This window comes from Klebsiella grimontii (genome assembly GCF_900200035.1).
GTDB classification, from domain to species: Bacteria; Pseudomonadota; Gammaproteobacteria; order Enterobacterales; family Enterobacteriaceae; genus Klebsiella; species Klebsiella grimontii.
Genome location: NZ_FZTC01000006.1, coordinates 15201 through 33050 on the forward strand (window position 1 = coordinate 15201; position 17850 = coordinate 33050).

The following is a 17850-nucleotide window of genomic DNA, read 5'->3' on the forward strand; positions in this document are numbered from 1 at the left end:
ACCCTACATGCTGAAAATTCTATGCGTATGTGGCTGCGGCCTCGGTTCAAGCTTTGCCATTGAAATGACGGCGAAGGCGGTTTTAAAGAAGCTGGAGATTCCAGCACAGATTGAACATACCACTATTTCCGAAGCTGGGGCGTTTAAATCAGATATGATTCTGACGCAAAAAACCTTTGCCGATATATTAACAGCGGATGCCAGCGAGGAGGAAATTAAACGCGTAGTGGTACTGCATAAGCTGACGGATAAAGACGAGATTGAGGCAAAGATCGTCGCATTCTTAAAAGAACGTAACCTGAAGGTAGCGGACTATGAATAGCTTTGTAGAGTTTATCGTTAAAGATTTACTCGGCCAGGCATCGATATTAATTGCATTTATTGCGATGCTGGGCCTGATTCTGCAAAAAAAATCAGCGGGTAAAACGGCGGAAGGGACGTTTAAAACGCTGCTCGGTTTCTTAATTATGATGGCCGGGATCAACATTATTGTCGCCACGCTAACGTTCCTTAACGATATTTTCACGCAGGGATTTGGCATGAAAGGCTACATTACCGATGTCGCCGCCATCGCCGGATTAGCCAACCGTGAATTAGGTTCCGAAGTCGCGTTGACCCTGATGGTGATTTTTGCCGTCAACATCATTATCGCCCGCCTGACGCCGCTTAAATATATTTTTCTGACCGGCCAGGCGCTGCTGTGGATGGCGACTATCGGCGCGGTAATTGGCTATAAAGCCGGGCTGACCGGGCTTCCGCTGATTTTAACCGGCGGTATTTTCGGCGGCGTGATGGCGGTACTGATGCCCGCCCTGGCGCAGCCGGTGGTCAGGCGCATTACCGGTTCCGATGACGTGGCGCTGGGGCACTTCTGCACGATCGGCTATCTGGTGCAGGCGGCGGTGGCTAAAGTGGTGGGGAAAGGGTCTCGCTCAACAGAAGACCTTGAATTACCGGATAACTTTAAGTTTCTTCAGGATACCTATCTCGCGATGGCGGTAGTGATGGTGCCGATGTACCTCATCCCCGCGGTTGCGGCGGGCCCGGAATATATCGCGCAGTTCTCCAACGGCATTAACTACCTGATGTACGCCTTTATGCAGTCCATTCAGTTTGTGGCGGGGGTATTCGTTCTCTACAGCGGCGTGCGCCTGTTGCTTAACGAGCTGGTGCCGGCATTTCGCGGGATTGCGATGCGCATTGTCCCGGACGCTAAGCCCGCGCTGGATTGCCCGGTGCTGTTTCCCTATGCGCCTAACGCGGTGATCGTCGGCTTCCTGGCGACCACCGTCGGCTCCATCATCGGCATGCTGGTGTTTCCCATGTTTGGCCTGGCGATGATCCTGCCCGGCCTGTTAACCAACTTCTTTGCCGGGGGGACGGCGGGTGTCTTCGGCAACGCGCTGGGCGGCCGCCGCGGGGCGATGATTGGCGGCGTCATTCACGGCCTGTTTATCACCTTCCTGCCCGCCATTTTGGTACCGATGCTGGAAAGCTACGGTTTTACCGGCGTCACCTTCAGCGATTCGGACGTCATTAGTTCCGGTCTGGTATTAGGCCACGCTTTCCAGAATAACTGGCTATTTGTCGCCCTGTTCATTGTTTTTGTTGCCGCACTGGCATGGTTCGTAAACGGTAAATCAGCGAAGCCGAAAGGGGAAAATGTTCATGAGTCTGTATAACTTCAACGCTATTCTGAAAATTGCGCAGGAAAGAAATTTTAAGGCCATTGGCTCATTTAATTTGCACTGTATTGAAATGCTGCCAGCATTTTTTAAAGCGGCGCAACAAAGCCATAGCCCGTTAATGATTCAAATCTCTACCGGGACGGCGGAATATCTTGGCTACCGGTTACTGGTGGATGCGGTTCGTTCATTAGCGGAAAGTGAAAACGTGCCGACCTGCCTGCATCTGGATCACTGCTCTGATATTAGCGCCATCGAAACGGCCATGGATGCCGGATTTACATCAGTGATGTACGACGGCTCCCATCTGGATTTGGAAGAGAATATCGGCAATACCCGCATCGTGGTGGAGATGGCGCGCCCGCGGAATATCACGGTAGAAGGCGAACTGGGGGCGATCGGCGGATCGGAAGACGGCAAAGCCGTGGCCGCGGAGGATATCTGCTTCACCACGGTGGAGGACGCCAAACGCTTTGTGGAGGAGACCCGGGTGGATATGCTGGCGGTCTCCGTGGGCACGGTGCACGGCCTGTATACCGGTAAGGCGCAAATCCAGCACCAGCGGCTAAAAGAGATTAGCGCCGCGACCGGCGTGCCGTTAGTGCTGCACGGCGGTACCGGCGTCAGCGATGAAGATATGCGCCAGGCCGTCACTGAAGGCATTAACAAGGTGAACGTCGGCACTGAAATGAATGTCCAGTGGGTCGATCGCTGTAAAACCACCTTTGAAAAAGGCAAAGTGAACGACAGCGTACGCAAATTTTTAATTCCGGCGAATAACGCGGTCACCCATGTATTAATAGAAAAAATCGCGCTGTTTAAATAAAAGCTTATTTTAAACCGTATTTTGTTGCCCTGCTGTCCGTCAGGGAGGAGCTCGCTATGTTTGAATCTTTGAAAACGTTGTGGAAAAAAGAGAGTCAACCACCGCAGGATTATGACGAACAGTCCCGTCAGCTGGCCGGGGAAATAGCCAGACTGGAAGCGGAACTACAGGGCAACCCGGCTAATGGCGAAATACAGAAAGCCTTAATGCTGATGTATAACCGGGCGCTGGCGGTGTATGCCAAAAGTAAGAGTCATCGGCAGGAGATAGATGCGCTCTTTGTGCGTATTGATGAGTTACGCAATGTAATTCGCCGCAATATTTAGGGAGTGATGATGACGATAAAAGAACTGCTGATAGAGGCCGATGCGATTCAGGTCGGCGTCACGGAGTCCGACTGGCAGAAAGTGATCCATCTGGCGGCCAGCCCGCTGGTCGCGAAAGGGTATATCTCGGCGGATTACGGTCAGGCGGTAATCGATAATACCCTGAACCACGGCGCCTATTACGTTTTCGATGAAGGCGTCGCTATCCCCCACGCCAGGCCGGAATGTGGCGTCAGGCGTAACTGTTTTAGCCTGGTCGTGTTGGATAAGCCGATTCATTTTGCCGATAGCGAGAAGGCGGATATTGTCATTATGTTCGGCGCGCAGGACAGCAATGCCCATATTGAGGAGGGCATCCGGGCGATTATCGCCCTGCTCGATAATAACGAGACCATGGCGAAGCTGCGGGCCGCCAGCAGCAGAGAGGAGGTCGTCGCGTTGTTATGAACAGACATCTCACACCCGGCTGCAAAACGGTGATTTTAATTAACGGCATTCCCGCCTCGGGCAAAAGCACCGTCACCCGGCAGCTATCGGCAACCTTCAATCTGCCGCAGCTGACTATCGACGGTATTAAAGAGCCGTTTATGGCGTGCTTTAGCGAAATCGACAGATCTTTCAACCGGCAGCTGGGCTGCGCCGCTTATGAAGTCATCTGGTCGATCGTCGGCCACGCTCCGGCAGGCTGTATCTGGTTAATCGACGCCTGGTTTGGTTTTCAGCCGCGCGAAACGTTGCAGCGGCAGCTGCAGCAGGCGGGCGTTGAAAAGGTTCTGGAGATCTGGAACCGCATCTCGCCCGAGCTTGCGGTGTCGCGCTATGCCAGCCGGTTGCAGGATCGCAGGCCGGGGCACCCGGGCGAAGAGTATCTCCCGGAGCTGGCTCAGCTGGCGCAGCGGGCGGAACCCATGCGGCTGGGGCCGGTGTTTACCGTCGATCAGCAAAAACCGCTGGAGATGGCGCCTGTTATCCGTTGGCTCGAAGTACAAATGCAGTAATTCCTTAACTGCAGCTGCCCGGCGGCGCTTCGCTTTCGTGGCCTACAGGAATTGCGTAATTACTTGATATTTCGGGTTTCGTAGGCCGGGTCAGGCGATACCCGCTATCCGCAGCAGCGCCGTCGCCACGGCGGCGGCGATAATCACCACGATCAGCGGCATCTTGCGCCAGGCGAGGAACACCGCCAGGCCAACGCCCAGCACCCGCGCCATCCCGGCAAAATGTTCGCCCTCGTAAAAGGTGGTCGCCAGCGCCACGGAAAAGAGCAGTACCGTCGCCGCATCGGAGAGCAGCGCCTGGGAGCGCTCGGAAAACGCCAGCCGGCTGCCGAGCTTCGCTCCGCCTAAACGCATTAAGTAGGTGCCCAGCGACAAAATCGCAATACCGGCGATAAATAGCGTCATATTGCCCATTATTTTTTCCTCGTCAGCAGGCCAAACAGCGACAGTAAAACCGGCAGACCAACCGGCGCGAAAGGCACGGCGGCCAGCGATAGCGCCGCTCCGCTACAGGCGCGGATCAACGTGGTGCGGTTTTTAAAGGCCGGCACCACCAGCGCCAGAAGAATCGCCGGGAATACCGCATCGAGGCCAATGGTCTCCGGCGCCGGGAGCAGCTTGCCGACGCCCGCGCCTAACAACGCGCCCAACGGCCAGATCAGCGCCACGCCCAGGCCGCACAGCCAGTAGGCGGCCCGCCGCTGCTCGGGGGTTTTCTGCGACAGACCAAACACTACGCTTTCATCGTTCATGATGTGGCAGCCGAGGAAGCTGGCGGCGCGCTGGCCGACCAGGTCGCGCACCGTTACGCCGAAGGGAATATGGCGCGCGTTGACCAGCAGCCCGGCCGCCGCCGCCGCCAGCGGGTTGCCGCCGCTGGCGACAATGCCGATAAACATAAACTCTGAAGCGCCCGCCAGGACGCAAACCGAAAGCACAAAGGGGACCCAAATCGGGAAGCCGTAGGCGACGGCCAACGAGCCGTAGGACATCCCGACGATGCCTACCGCGAGGCAGACTAAAACAATTGCTCTGAGGGTGTCGCCCTTAAGCGCGGCGAAGTGCTGTTTCATACTCTTTAGCCATATCGAACGAATTTCCATTATAATGAACGTAACAGAATCGCATTTCAAGACGAACGAATCGTTCGTTATAAAAAACACGGAGGGCTGTATGACTCAGCCAATTAGCCTGATTGCCAAAAGCCTGGTACGTGAGCGCGCGCGCACCGGCCTTTCCCTTGCCGAAGTTGCGCGGCGGGCGGGAATTGCCAAATCAACGTTATCGCAGCTGGAATCCGGCAACGGCAACCCGAGCCTGGAAACCCTCTGGGCGCTGTGCGTGGCCCTTGATATTCCCTTTGCCCGGCTGCTGGAGCCGCAGGTCAACACCACGCAGGTTATCCGCCGCGGCGAGGGGACGAAGGTGGTCGCCGAGCAGGCGAACTATCAGGCGATTTTGCTGGCCGCCTGCCCGCCGGGCGCCCGGCGCGATATCTATCTTCTGCTGACTCAGCCGGGCGCGGACCGCATTTCCCACCCCCATCCGCCGGGTTCGGTGGAGCATATTATTGTCACCCAGGGGCGGGCGCGGGTCGGCCTGACGGAAGCGCCGGAAGAGCTGGGGGAAGGCGATTACATCTGCTATCCCGCCGATCGGCAGCACGTTTTCCAGGCGCTGGAGCCGGACACCCAGGCGCTGCTGATTGCCGAGCAGAACTAAATTTAATAACATTCTGCGCATTTATTCGTAATCCGCAGAATGTTATGTCGTTATATATGTTAATGATATATATATTATTTTACTTCCTATAGAACCGGGAATATCGCTTTTCCGTTTATTCTTTTTCTTCATTTTTGTTTGCTTCCGTTTCGTCTGGAAACATGGGATTGATGTCACTCTTCCACCCTTAGGTGGTTCGTATACTGCAACGGTGATATCGGGGTTAATTATGTTTCTTGAAGAACGTAGAAAGTCTATTTTACGATATTTAGATGAACATGAACGTGGTTATGTTAATTATTTTTCTGCTCATTTTAATGTCACGAAAGAAACGATTCGCAGTGATTTAAATACTCTTGCGGCGATGGGCTTGGTGCAGCGCTGTTATGGCGGAGCAATTATTTCGCGCCGTAGTTTGCAGGCGGAACTTATTTCTGAAACCGGTGATAGTTTTGAGGTGCTGCTGCAACCTCTTAATCACCGTAAATCACCAGGCGATGAGCGACAAAAAGGAAAAGTTATGCAGGGTAAGGTATGTGTATTTGGCTCGTTCAACGTTGACATTGTGGCGAAGGTGGAACGCTTCCCGCGAGGCGGTGAATCGCTAATGGCGCTGGGTAGCAGCCTGGGACCGGGAGGGAAAGGTGCAAACCAGGCAACGGCCGCCAGTAAAGCCGGTGCTCAGGTGCATTTTGTTGCCAAGGTGGGTAAAGATCAGTTCAGTCATTTAGCAGCAGATCATTTAACTCGCTCTGCAATTCACTCTTACACGCTTTATCAGTCAGAGAGTGAACCAACCGGTAATGCGATTATTTATGTTTCTCAGGAAAACGGCGAAAATATGATTGCTATTTATTCCGGGGCAAATACTACTATTACCTATAGTGAAATTCAGAAAATTATTCCGGAATTATCTTCATCAGATGTTTTATTGGTTCAGCTGGAAAATAATTTCGATGCTACTCATTCACTAATCAAGATAGCGCATGAGCTGGGTAAGCAAGTTATTCTTAATCCCGCCCCCTATTCTGCTGAAATTATCCCCAGCATCCCCTTTGTAGATGTCATTACGCCGAATGAAACGGAAGCATCTTTATTATCGGGAATCGACATTAGCGATTTTGATACGGCAAAAGAAGCGGCGCTACGTATCGCCAGACTCGGCGCTAAAAAAGTGCTGATTACGATGGGGTCGCGCGGTGCGCTGCTGCTGGATAACCACCAGTTCAGTCATATACGCGCTTTCCCAGCCGTCACCGTGGATACCACCGGTGCCGGCGATGCTTTCAACGGTGCGCTGGCCGCATCGCTTGCCGCCGGAAATAGTCTGGTGCAGGCCGCTACCTGGGCCTCCGCCTTCGCCTCTCTGGCCGTGGAGCTGGAAGGGGCATCCAATATGCCTGAATTTGAACAGGCAAACGCACGACTCCGTACCCTCTGAACTCAGGAAAAAACAATATGAAAACGATTAACGGTATTGTCCCAGTAATGCTGACGCCATTTGCCGCTGACGAACGGATAGATTATCCGGTGCTGGCGAAATTAATCGACTGGTATCTGGAGAAGGGCGTTGATGCGCTGTTTGCCGTCTGTCAATCAAGCGAAATGCAGTTCCTTTCCTTAGAAGAACGCGTTGAGCTGGCGCGTTTTGTGGTACAGCGCGTTAACGGCCGCATTCCCGTTATCGCTTCTGGCCATATCAGTGATGATATTGAAGCGCAAAAAGCCGAGCTGCTGGCGATGGCGCAGACCGGTATTGATGCCCTGGTGCTGGTGACTAACCATCTCGATCCGCGTAATGAGGGGAGCGACGTTTTCTATGCAGTGCTGAATACGTTGCTGGAAACGCTGCCAGCCTCGCTACCGCTCGGCCTTTACGAGTGTCCGGCGCCTTATCGCCGGTTGCTTACCGATGATGAATTTACATGGTGCGCCAATAGCGGGCGCTTCGTTGTGCTGAAGGATGTGAGCTGCGATCTACCGACCGTTGAACGTCGCGTACGTCTGGCGCAGGGCACGCCGCTCAACGTCATTAACGCCAACGCGGCGATTGCCTGGCCAGCGATTTTGGCGGGCTCACAGGGCTTTAGCGGTGTGTTTACCAACTTTCACCCTGAACTATATAGCTGGCTGTGGCGAGAGGGGAAAAACCAACGCGCACTGGCCGATGAACTGGCGATTTTCCTCTCTCTGGGGGCGGTGAGCGAAACGCTGGGCTATCCGAAAAACGCCAAAATCTACCATCAGCGTCTGGGGACTTTCGACAGTATCACCTGCCGGGTTAATAAAGATGATGTGCTGAATAAGTACTGGGGGCTGACGGTGATTCTCGACCAGATTCGCGCCGGAACCGAACAGTGGCGTCAGCGTATCGTGGGCTAAGCGGAGGATGCCATTATGATCGTAACCAGTCTGAAGGCATGGCCCGCACAGTCGATGGCTTATCATCCGGTTATTCGCCAGGCGCTGGCTTTTCTTGCAGAGCAAGATTTTCAGGATTTCACGCTGGGAAAAATCGACCTGATCCCTGACCGACTCTTTTGCCTGCTACAGGAGATGGATAGCATGCCTTTTGCCGAGGCTCGTCCGGAATCGCACCGTCAGTTTATCGATATTCAGTACCTGATTTCAGGCCATGAGCGTATGGGCGTCAGCCGCGTGGAAAGCGGTCTGCATACCGTTGTGGATGATCGAACGCCGCAGCAGGACATCATGTTCTGGCGGGTAGAAGAAGCAGAGACGCAGGTAACGTTAACCCCCGGTATGTTCGCGATTTTCTTCCCGGAAGATATTCATCGCCCCTGCTGCCATCCTCTGGGCGGTGGTGTTAGCCATCTGCGCAAAGCGGTCATCAAAATCGATCGCGCATTACTGGAGGTATCGGCATGAGCACCGTGAATCAGACTTCCTCGGCGGTAATCGAGCCGCCGAAACTCTCTCGCCGGCGCTGGGGGATTATTTTGATTTTGCTGCTGGCTGCGGTGGTGAACTATCTTGACCGCGCCAACCTGAGTATTGCTAATACCACCATTTCGAAGGAGTTTGGTTTCTCCGGAACCGAAATGGGTCTGCTGCTATCGGCGTTTCTCTGGCCTTATGCGCTGGCAAACCTGCCGGCCGGCTGGCTGGTCGACCGTTTCGGCCCAAAGAAGATGTTCACCGGCGCGCTGACGCTATGGTCTGCCGTGACCTTTCTGATGGGATTTGTGAATACCTATAGTTTCTTCTACGGCCTGCGGGTGCTGCTGGGGGTGGCAGAGTCGCCGTTCTTTACCTCTGGTATCAAGATCACCCAAAGCTGGTTTTCGGATAAAGAGCGCGGCCTGCCGACATCGATCATCAATACGGGTTCGCAAATCGCTAACGCCATCGCGCCGCCGCTGCTGACGCTTCTGCTGCTGTGGGTTGGCTGGCGCGGGATGTTTATCGCCGTGGGTCTGCTGGGTATACCGTTGATTCTGGCGTGGCTGAAGTTTTATCGCGATCCGGATGCGCGGGAAGCGATGCTGATCCACACCGGTAAGGTGGTGATGGCTGAGGCCGATAAGCCACAGGTTAGCTGGGGCGAGCTGTTTCGCAATAAAACGACCTGGTTCATGATCTCCGGCAACTTCTGCATCATGTTTACTATCTGGGTTTATCTGACGTGGCTGCCGGGTTATCTGGAAACGTCGCTGGGATTCAGCCTGAAGCAGACGGGCTTTATTGCCTCGATTCCATTCTTTGCCGGTATTCTTGGCGTCCTTTGCGGCGGGATGCTCTCTGACCGTCTGGTGCGTAGAGGGATTAATGCGGTAACGGCGCGGAAGGTGCCTATTGTGGTGGGGGCGGCAATGGCGGCCTGTTTTGTGATGCCAATTCCGTTTGTCAGCAACAGCGGTACCGCGATTACGCTACTGACGCTGGGCTATTTCTGCTCGCAAATGCCGTCCGGGGTTATTTGGGCGCTGGCGGCGGATATGGCGCCCAAAGAGCAGGTCGCTTCTCTCGGTGCGATCCAGAACTTTGGCGGTTTTCTCGGTGCAGCGCTGGCGCCGGTGATCACGGGGATTATCCTTGATGCTACCGGTCAGTTCACCAATGTCTTTATTCTCGGCGGCTGCCTGCTGTTCCTTGGCGCCTGTCTCTATGGCTTCTTTGTGCGTAAACCGCTGGCGCAGTAGTTTTTCCTCAGGACAAAGCGCCGAATGGCGCTTTGTCGCTGTTGCTGGACGCCATGCCCGTATTGCGGGACACTAGCCGCATTCTTCCGCGAAGACAGGCATACCTATGTCGCTGAAAGCCATTGCTAAAGAACTTGGGATCTCGGTAACGACCGTCAGCCGCGCGTTAAACGGCTATGACGACGTGTCGCAGGAGACGCGCGCCCGCGTGGAAGCGGAAGCCCAGCGCCGCGGATATCGCCCCAATACTTTCGCTCGTCGCCTGAAGATGGGCAAAATCGACGCCGTCGGCCTCGTTTTCCCCGTGCGCCCCGCGCCGCTGAATAACAACGTCTTTCTCGAAATGGTGGGCGAAATCAGCCACGAACTGGCGAGCTACGAGATTGATTTACTGCTGATTGCCGACGATGAACAGGCCGATAAGCACGGCTATATGCGTATGGTGCAGAGCCGCCGCGTCGATGCGCTGATCGTCGCGCATACGCTCGATGACGACCCGCGCCTGATTCAACTGCTCTCCGCCGGCTTTCCTTTTCTGGCGCTGGGCCGCAGCCGCCTGCCGCAGCCCTACGCCTGGTTTGATTTCGATAACCAGGCGGGAACGTATCGCGCCACCCGCCACCTGATTAGCCAGGGGCACCGACGCATCGCGCTGCTGAGCGAAAATAACAATCAGGCTTTTATTACCCAGCGCCGCAACGGTTATCTGCAGGCGCTGCGCGAAGCGGGCCTGGCGGATACCTGGCTGCGCAGCGTGCCGCCCACCCGCCGCGGCGGGTTTCAGGCAACCATGGAACTGCTGCGCTTGCCTGAACCGCCAACGGCGATTGTCACCGATTGCAATACTCACGGCGACGGCGCGGCGATGGCCCTGGCTCAACTGGGGCGTCTGACTGGCGATAACCGTGTTGCATTAGTGGTTTACGACGGTTTACCGCAGGATAGCATCATTGAAACTCCGGTTGGCGCGGTGATTCAATCCACCCGCCAGGGTGTGGGTCGCCAGATAGCCAGCATGGTTCGCCGCTTAATCGCCGGTGACGATCTCGCCTCGCTCCAGGTGCTCTGGCAGCCTGAATTTATCTCCGGCGAAACCGCCTGATTTCCCGCCCGTCAGATTAATTTCCTGAACTCGATCACGGATCCGAAACGTTTTGGTTGGCGTCCGAAACGTTTCGGATCAACAGTAAGACATTCCTTGTTGTGGAGATGTCTAATGTCTGATTCGATTTTACGCCTGCAAAGCGCAGTGGCCGACGTGGTGATCAAAACCCATCCGTTCGCCGAAATTATCTACTGGGGGCCGCATTTAAGCCACTTTTCGCCGCAGGATGCCGCCAGCATCGCCCGCCCGGTGGCCAACGGTCGCCTCGATGTCGATTCCCCGGTGACCTTGATGGCCGAACTGGGGCACGGTCTGTTTGGCGCGCCGGGTATTGAGGGCCACCGCCAGGGGCTGGATGCCTCACCGATGTTCACCACCACCGAGGTGGTGCAGGACGGGCAGAAGGTTACTCTCTTCAGCGAAGACGCGCAGGCTGGCCTGCGGTTATGCAGTGAAATCCAGCTTGATAGCAGCGGCGTACTGAGCGTGCGCCATGGCTTAACCAACCTGCGCCCGCAGCCGTGGCAGGTGGATCGCCTGGCCGTCACGCTGCCGGTCGCCGAACGCGCCCGCGAAGTGATGGCCTTTCATGGCCGCTGGATCCGCGAATTCCAGCCCCATCGTCTCATTCTGGAACACGACAGCTTTGTGCTGGAAAACCGCCGCGGACGCACCTCTCACGAACATTTTCCGGCGCTGATTACCGGCAGCCGCGCCTTTAGCGAGATGCAGGGCGAAGTGTGGGGCGTGCACCTGGGCTGGAGCGGTAACCACCGCCTGCGGGCGGAAGTGAAAACCGACGGGCGGCGCTACCTGCAGGCGGAAGCGCTCTATCTGGCGGGCGAAATGGCGCTGGCGGAAGGGGAAACGCTGTGGACGCCGAACCTCTACGCCAGCTATTCAGCGCAAGGGCTGAACGGCATGAGCCAGCAGTTCCACCGCTATTTGCGCGAACAGATTATTCGCTTCCCGGACAACAAGGCGCGCCCGGTGCATCTCAACACCTGGGAAGGGATCTATTTTGACCACGACCCGCAGTACATCATGCGCATGGCGGATGAGGCGGCGGGGTTGGGCGTAGAGCGCTTTATCATCGACGACGGCTGGTTTAAAGGGCGCAACGACGACTGGGCGGCGCTCGGCGACTGGTATCTCGATGAAGAAAAATATCCTGACGGTCTGACCCCGGTTATCGACCACGTGAAGTCGCTGGGGATGGAGTTCGGCATCTGGGTTGAGCCAGAGATGATCAACCCGAACTCCGATTTATACCGCGCGCATCCCGACTGGGTGCTGGCGCTGCCGGGCTATACGCCGATCCCCGGACGGCATCAGTTTGTCCTGAACCTGAATATCCCGGAAGCCTTTGATTATCTGCTGGAGCGGATGAGCTGGCTGCTGGGCGAGCACGCCGTGGACTATGTGAAGTGGGATATGAACCGCGAGCTGGTGCAGCCTGCGCATAACGGTAAAGCCGCCGCCGATGCGCAAACTCGCCAGTTCTATCGCCTGCTGGATACGCTGGTGGCCCGCTTCCCGCATATTGAATTTGAGTCCTGCTCCTCCGGCGGCGGGCGTATCGATTATGAAGTGCTGAAGCGCAGCCATCGCTTCTGGGCTTCCGACAATAACGATGCCCTCGAGCGCAACACCATTCAGCGCGGCATGAGCTACTTCTTCCCACCGGAAGTGATGGGCGCGCACATCGGCAACCGCCGCTGTCACGCCACTTTCCGCCAGCACAGTATCGCTTTCCGCGGCCTGACGGCGCTGTTCGGCCATATGGGGCTTGAGCTGGATCCGGTGAGCGCCGATGAGCAAGAGCGCGCGGGTTACCGCAAATACGCGGCGCTACACAAGCAGTGGCGCGATGTTATTCATCACGGCGTGCAGTGGCGTATCGATATGCCGGACGCCACAACCCTCGCGCACGGCGTGGTGAGTGAGGATAAGAGCCAGGCGATTTTCCTCGTCAGTCAGCTGGCGATGCCGGACTACACCCTGATGGCGCCGCTGCGCGTGGCGGGACTGGAAGCGGGAGCCCGCTACCGGGTGACGCTTCTCGACCATCCCGATATCCAGATTACGGGAGAGGGCGGCCATACGATGCGTAAGCTGCCGGAATGGATGACGACACCGCAGACCGTAAGCGGCGAGTGGTTACAACAGGCGGGGCTGGCGCTGCCAATCCTCGACCCGGAAAGCGCCATTTTGATTGGCCTGCAACGCGTGTGATGGTAACGGGCCGCGCGTCGGCCCTTTTTGAGGAGTACACAATGAACCCGACCGTCTGTACCCATAAAAACAACCCCAATTTCTGGATTTTCGGGCTGTTCTTCTTTCTCTACTTTTTCATTATGGCCACCTGCTTTCCGTTTTTGCCGATCTGGCTATCGGACGTCATCGGCCTGAATAAAACCGAGACCGGTATTGTTTTCTCCAGCCTGTCGCTGTTCGCTATCTGCTTTCAGCCGATACTGGGCGTGATCTCCGATAAGCTGGGGCTGAAAAAGCATCTGATGTGGATCGTGACCGTGCTGCTGGTGCTGATCGCCCCCTTTTTCCTCTATGTCTTTGCGCCGCTGCTGAAAACCAATATCTGGCTCGGGGCACTGAGCGGCGGGGCCTACATCGGCTTTGTTTTCTCCGCCGGCGCCGGGGCGATGGAAGCCTATATTGAGCGTGTGAGCCGCAACAGCGGGTTTGAATACGGCAAGGCGCGGACTTTTGGCTGCCTCGGCTGGGCGCTGTGCGCTACCACGGCGGGGATGCTATTCAGCGTTAACCCCGAGTGGGTGTTCTGGATGGGGTCAGCCGCCGCGCTGGTGCTGGTCGTACTGGTGGCTATCGCGAAACCGCAGGCCAGCCAGACCGCGCAGGTGATGGACTCGCTGGGCGCTAACCGATCATCGGTCGATTTAAAAACCGCCGTGCGCATGTTCCGTCAGCGCAAAATGTGGATGTTTATTCTCTACGTTATCGGCGTCGCCTGCGTATATGACGTCTTTGACCAGCAGTTTGCCACCTTCTTTAAATCTTTCTTCGCCACGCCGGAATCGGGCACCCGCGCCTTTGGTTTCGCGACCACCGCCGGGGAAATATGCAACGCGATTATCATGTTCAGCTCGCCGTGGATTATTAACCGCATCGGCGCGAAGAATACGCTGCTGATTGCCGGGATGGTGATGGCGGCGAGGATGATCGGCTCATCGTTCGCCACGACGGCCGCTGAAGTGGTGGCGCTGAAAATGCTCCATGCGCTGGAGGTCCCGTTCCTGCTGGTGGGGGCGTTTAAGTACATTACCGGCGTGTTTGACGTTCGGCTGTCGGCGACGATTTACCTGGTCGGCTTCCAGTTTTCCAAACAGGTGGCGGCGATTTTTCTCTCCGCTTTTGCCGGAAATATGTATGACCGTATCGGCTTCCAGGATACCTATATGATCCTTGGCGGCATCGCCCTGACCGTCACCTTGATATCCGCCTTTACCTTATCGGGCAAGGCCACGTCGGAAAAGATGCGCGATAACGCCATGACGGTTTAGAAAACAGGTCGATAATGCACAGGGATGTGCTGGAGAGATGAGGAAAATTTGCACTATGGATATGAAAGCAAGAATGAACAGCGGCGAGCTCTATCTTGATTCAGGATATGGTTTACCGGAACAGCGGCTGATGGGCAAGGCGCGGGCCTATGAGTACAATCACTCGCATCCTTTTAATCAGGAATTAAGAGACGATATTATTCGACGCATGTTTGCCAGCGTCGGTAAAGCGTGCTGGATAGAACCGCCGATTAATATTGCCTACGGAACTCACACCACTATCGGCGATAATTTTTACGCCAACTTCAACCTGACGCTGGTTGATGATGCCGACATTATCATCGGCAATAACGTGATGTTTGCGCCCAACGTGACTATTTCCACCGCGGGCCATCCGGTTCATCCGGATCTGCGCCACACCCAGCAGCAATTCTCGCAGCCGGTTATCATCGAGGATGGCGTATGGCTTGGCACCGGGGTGATTATCAACCCTGGGGTCACTATTGGTAAAAACTCGGTTATCGGCGCCGGAAGTGTGGTGAATCGCTCAATACCAGCGAATGTCGTCGCTGCTGGCGTCCCTTGTCGGATATTAAGAGAAATTAGCGATGAGGATAAGAATAAATATCAACTGTTTGCGGGGTGAATAGCCAAAATAAAATAGAAAAATCTGCCTGATATAAAAAACAAAAAATAAATACGGGTGAGTTTATGACTCACCTGGCCCTCTTTTACCTCCGGAAAATAAAAATGAATAAAAAAGCATTATCGATAGCCATGGGTTTGTCTTTAATAACGGGTTCAGCGGTAGCAAAAAATAATCACCTGACTCTTGAACAGCGTATGGAACAACTGGAAGCGCGGCTTGCCGCCGCTGAGAATCGGGCGACGGTAGCGGAAGAGCAGGTTCGGAATTTACAGACGCAACAGGATGCCGCTATTCAGGCGGCACAAACCAGCGTAGCGGTTAAAAGCGTGGCTCCGGCTGCAGAGAGTAAAAAGAATATGACCGCGCCGGAGTTGAAATTAACGGGCTATGGCGATCTGAAAATCTACGGTGACGTGGAATTCAATATGGATGCGGAAAGCAAACGTGGCTTGCTGGCGATGACTAACGCTGATGTTGGTAGCGACCCAACCTACGAGAACTGGGATTTAAACGGTCGTATCCTGCTCGGCTTCGATGGTATGCGTAAAACGGACAGCGGCTATTTTGCCGGGTTCACCGTCCAACCGCTGGCGGATATGACTGGTTCGATGAATCTTGATGATGCCGCGTTCTTCTTTGGTCAGGAAAATGACTGGAAGGTTAAGGTGGGGCGTTTTGAAGCTTACGACATGTTCCCGCTAAATCAGGATACCTTTGTCGAGCACTCCGGCAATACCGCCAACGACCTGTATAGCGACGGTCATGGCTATATCTATATGGTGAAAGAGGGGCGCGGGCGTTCTGACGCAGGCGGCAACTTCCTGCTAAGCAAGCAGCTTGATAACTGGTATTTTGAGCTCAACACTTTGTTGGAAGACGGCACTTCGCTGTATAACGACGGCGGTTACCACGGTCGCGATATGGATCAGAAAAAGAACGTCGCTTACCTGCGCCCGGTGGTCTCCTGGGCGAAGGACGAAGTGTCCGTGGCGGCGGCCATGGAAGCGAACGTGGTGCAAAACGCCTATGGCTATCACGATGCGCAGGGCAACTTCGTCGATCAGTCCGGCCGCACAGGTTATGGCCTGACTATGACCTGGAACGGCCTGAAGAGCGACCCGGATAACGGCGTGGTGGTGAACCTGAACACCGCTTATATGGATGCCAGCAACGAAAAAGATTTTACCACCGGGGTGAACGCGCTGTGGCGGCGCTTCGAACTGGGCTATATCTACGCGCATAACAAAATCAGCGATTATGCTGGAGTCATTTGCGAGAACGACTGCTGGATTAAAGACGAAGGTACCTACAATATTCATACTATCCACGCGTCGTATCAAATTCCGAACGTGATGAATATGCAGAATTTTAATATTTATCTTGGGGCCTATTACTCTATTCTGGATAGCGACGATAAGCTGAGCCAGAGCGATGACGACGATCGCTATGGCGCGCGGTTGCGCTTTAAGTATTTCTTCTAATTATTTAAGTATTCAACGATCATATTATTGAATAGTATTTTTATTGATAATAATTTCAATAATATAAAAATTATACCAATGCCTCATTCTTAGTGAACATGAAATCCACAACGTTGTGGTTTACATGGATTATAAGGATGAGGCCCTTTCATACACGCCCTTCCGATTAAACTTGTCTCAGCCAGCTAAATTGAGAAGGCCGAACGTGCTTCCATGTAACAAAGCAACATGTGAACTGGCTTACATTTCCGATCGCGATCACAATTTATAGTAAGCACCAGTGTTAGGGGGCGTACTCAATCATCATGGCATCGATCAAAGACGTAGCGAAAAGAGCGGGGGTCTCGACGGCGACCGTATCACGAGTGCTTAACAATCATCCCAGCGTGGTGCCGGAAACCCGGCAGGCGGTACGCGATGCGATGGATTATCTCTGCTATGTGCCCAGTAAGAGTTCGTTTCAGCTTAGCGGTAAATGTTCAGGGCTGATTGGTGTGGTGTTGCCTAATCTGATGAATCCTCACTTCTGTGAACTGCTGGCGACAGTGGAGGAAGAGGCCCGGTATATTGGCAAATCGGTGATCGTTAAAACGCATCAGAATCAGCCGCAGCAGGATAAACATATTATTCATACCCTGGTGGGAATGGGCATTGACAGTTTGTTATGGGTACCGACGGAAGCGGAGGCCGAACTTTCCGAATGGTTAACCATTACCCGCATCCCGGTCGCCATCGTCACCCAGGTGTCCCGCTTCTTTAATTCCGTTTCGATTAATCAGGATCGCGGGGCGGAAAGCATTGCGGAACATTTTATCCACACGGGTCATGTTTCATTTGGCTTTGTTGCCCAGGAAGGCGTTGATAATCGCAAGGTATCGTCGTATAGCAAAAAAATAGCGAGCCACGGCTTAACGCTCGCCAAAGATAATTCGTTCTGGATAACCAAAGGTGAAGGTGAGAGAGTTTCCGGGCATATTCAAATTCTTGATGTCATTATCGAGAAGCTCAGCGAGCCAGATCGTACCTGTTCATGCCTGTTGGTTTATAACGATATTGCTGCCAACTATATTATCGATGGGCTTAAAGAAAAAGGTATCTCCATTCCAGAAGATATCGCTATTGCCAGTTTTGATAATACCCTGCTGGCGCAAACCAAAAAAATTACCAGCGTGGCACAGCCGGTCAATGAAATTGCTCACCTCGCGTTCCAGATGGTAAAGCATCAACAGCAGCCGGACAGTATTGAAATGCATGAAATCGTCTCCCGGTTAATTATCCGCGAGAGCAGCGTAAAGATTAATATTACCTCCCTGTAAGGGATAGGTATTTAGTAATGGCGCAACGTTAGCGTCA

General features: G+C 54.4%; 19 protein-coding genes. 17 read left to right on the plus strand and 2 right to left on the minus strand.

Features of this window, described 5'->3' with window-relative positions; translation table 11 throughout:
- Positions 1-7: 7 nt before the first annotated feature.
- The 6 genes from KOSB73_RS01590 to KOSB73_RS01615 are packed head-to-tail and all read left to right on the plus strand — an operon-like array spanning position 8 to position 3835.
- Positions 8-322, plus strand: a complete 315-nt coding sequence (locus KOSB73_RS01590; RefSeq protein ID WP_004127154.1) for a PTS sugar transporter subunit IIB — start codon at positions 8-10, stop codon at positions 320-322.
- Positions 315-1682 carry a PTS sugar transporter subunit IIC gene (locus tag KOSB73_RS01595; RefSeq protein WP_004127157.1) on the plus strand — a complete coding sequence of 456 codons (1368 nt, stop codon included), beginning with the start codon at positions 315-317 and terminating at the stop codon, positions 1680-1682. Before KOSB73_RS01590 ends, KOSB73_RS01595 begins: the two co-directional genes overlap by 8 nt.
- A complete protein-coding gene (locus KOSB73_RS01600; protein ID WP_004132840.1) occupies positions 1669-2511 on the plus strand; it encodes a class II fructose-bisphosphate aldolase in 843 nt (280 codons plus the stop codon). The genes KOSB73_RS01595 and KOSB73_RS01600 overlap by 14 nt, the downstream gene beginning before the upstream one ends.
- 56 nt (positions 2512-2567) lie before the next feature.
- Positions 2568-2837 (plus strand): hypothetical protein, encoded by a 270-nt coding sequence (locus KOSB73_RS01605; protein ID WP_049130090.1) that lies wholly within the window; start codon positions 2568-2570, stop codon positions 2835-2837.
- Positions 2838-2846: 9 nt separating this feature from the next.
- A complete protein-coding gene (locus KOSB73_RS01610; protein WP_024360595.1) occupies positions 2847-3284 on the plus strand; it encodes a PTS sugar transporter subunit IIA in 438 nt (145 codons plus the stop codon).
- Positions 3281-3835, plus strand: coding sequence for a P-loop nucleotide/nucleoside kinase family protein (locus KOSB73_RS01615; protein ID WP_064342039.1), 555 nt, complete (start codon positions 3281-3283; stop codon positions 3833-3835). The genes KOSB73_RS01610 and KOSB73_RS01615 overlap by 4 nt, the downstream gene beginning before the upstream one ends.
- A 90-nt stretch (positions 3836-3925) precedes the next feature.
- Here KOSB73_RS01615 and KOSB73_RS01620 read toward each other — a convergent pair whose 3' ends face one another.
- Both KOSB73_RS01620 and KOSB73_RS01625 read right to left on the minus strand, forming a co-directional pair.
- Positions 3926-4249, minus strand: a complete 324-nt coding sequence (locus KOSB73_RS01620; protein WP_004870654.1) for an AzlD domain-containing protein — start codon at positions 4247-4249, stop codon at positions 3926-3928.
- Positions 4249-4908, minus strand: a complete 660-nt coding sequence (locus tag KOSB73_RS01625; protein ID WP_004870653.1) for an AzlC family ABC transporter permease — start codon at positions 4906-4908, stop codon at positions 4249-4251. The genes KOSB73_RS01620 and KOSB73_RS01625 overlap by 1 nt, the downstream gene beginning before the upstream one ends.
- A gap of 100 nt (positions 4909-5008) precedes the next feature.
- Between KOSB73_RS01625 and KOSB73_RS01630 the strand changes: the two genes are divergently transcribed.
- From KOSB73_RS01630 to KOSB73_RS01680, 11 genes are all read left to right on the plus strand, one after another.
- On the plus strand, positions 5009-5557 hold the full coding sequence (locus KOSB73_RS01630; RefSeq protein ID WP_024360593.1) for a helix-turn-helix domain-containing protein: 549 nt from the start codon (positions 5009-5011) through the stop codon (positions 5555-5557).
- A 229-nt stretch (positions 5558-5786) separates the two neighbouring features.
- Complete coding sequence (locus tag KOSB73_RS01635; RefSeq protein WP_024360592.1) at positions 5787-6998, plus strand: PfkB family carbohydrate kinase; 1212 nt, start codon at positions 5787-5789, stop codon at positions 6996-6998.
- 17 nt (positions 6999-7015) lie between these two features.
- Entirely contained in the window at positions 7016-7939 is a 924-nt protein-coding gene (locus KOSB73_RS01640) for a dihydrodipicolinate synthase family protein (RefSeq protein WP_098140188.1), read from the plus strand.
- Between the two features lie 15 nt (positions 7940-7954).
- Positions 7955-8446: a NanQ anomerase/TabA/YiaL family protein gene (locus tag KOSB73_RS01645; protein ID WP_064342040.1), complete on the plus strand. Its 492-nt coding sequence runs from the start codon at positions 7955-7957 to the stop codon at positions 8444-8446.
- Positions 8443-9720 carry an MFS transporter gene (locus KOSB73_RS01650; protein ID WP_004870648.1) on the plus strand — a complete coding sequence of 426 codons (1278 nt, stop codon included), beginning with the start codon at positions 8443-8445 and terminating at the stop codon, positions 9718-9720. The genes KOSB73_RS01645 and KOSB73_RS01650 overlap by 4 nt, the downstream gene beginning before the upstream one ends.
- 106 nt (positions 9721-9826) lie before the next feature.
- Entirely contained in the window at positions 9827-10822 is a 996-nt protein-coding gene (locus KOSB73_RS01655) for a substrate-binding domain-containing protein (RefSeq protein ID WP_098140189.1), read from the plus strand.
- A 114-nt stretch (positions 10823-10936) separates the two neighbouring features.
- Complete coding sequence (locus KOSB73_RS01660) at positions 10937-13060, plus strand: alpha-galactosidase (protein WP_049085931.1); 2124 nt, start codon at positions 10937-10939, stop codon at positions 13058-13060.
- Between the two features lie 41 nt (positions 13061-13101).
- Positions 13102-14367, plus strand: coding sequence for an MFS transporter (locus KOSB73_RS01665; RefSeq protein ID WP_004870643.1), 1266 nt, complete (start codon positions 13102-13104; stop codon positions 14365-14367).
- Between the two features lie 55 nt (positions 14368-14422).
- A complete protein-coding gene (locus KOSB73_RS01670; protein ID WP_004870640.1) occupies positions 14423-15013 on the plus strand; it encodes a maltose acetyltransferase domain-containing protein in 591 nt (196 codons plus the stop codon).
- A 104-nt stretch (positions 15014-15117) separates the two neighbouring features.
- A complete protein-coding gene (locus KOSB73_RS01675) occupies positions 15118-16497 on the plus strand; it encodes a carbohydrate porin (protein ID WP_098140190.1) in 1380 nt (459 codons plus the stop codon).
- A gap of 305 nt (positions 16498-16802) precedes the next feature.
- On the plus strand, positions 16803-17813 hold the full coding sequence (locus KOSB73_RS01680; RefSeq protein ID WP_024360586.1) for a LacI family DNA-binding transcriptional regulator: 1011 nt from the start codon (positions 16803-16805) through the stop codon (positions 17811-17813).
- The last annotated feature ends 37 nt before the right edge of the window (positions 17814-17850 follow it).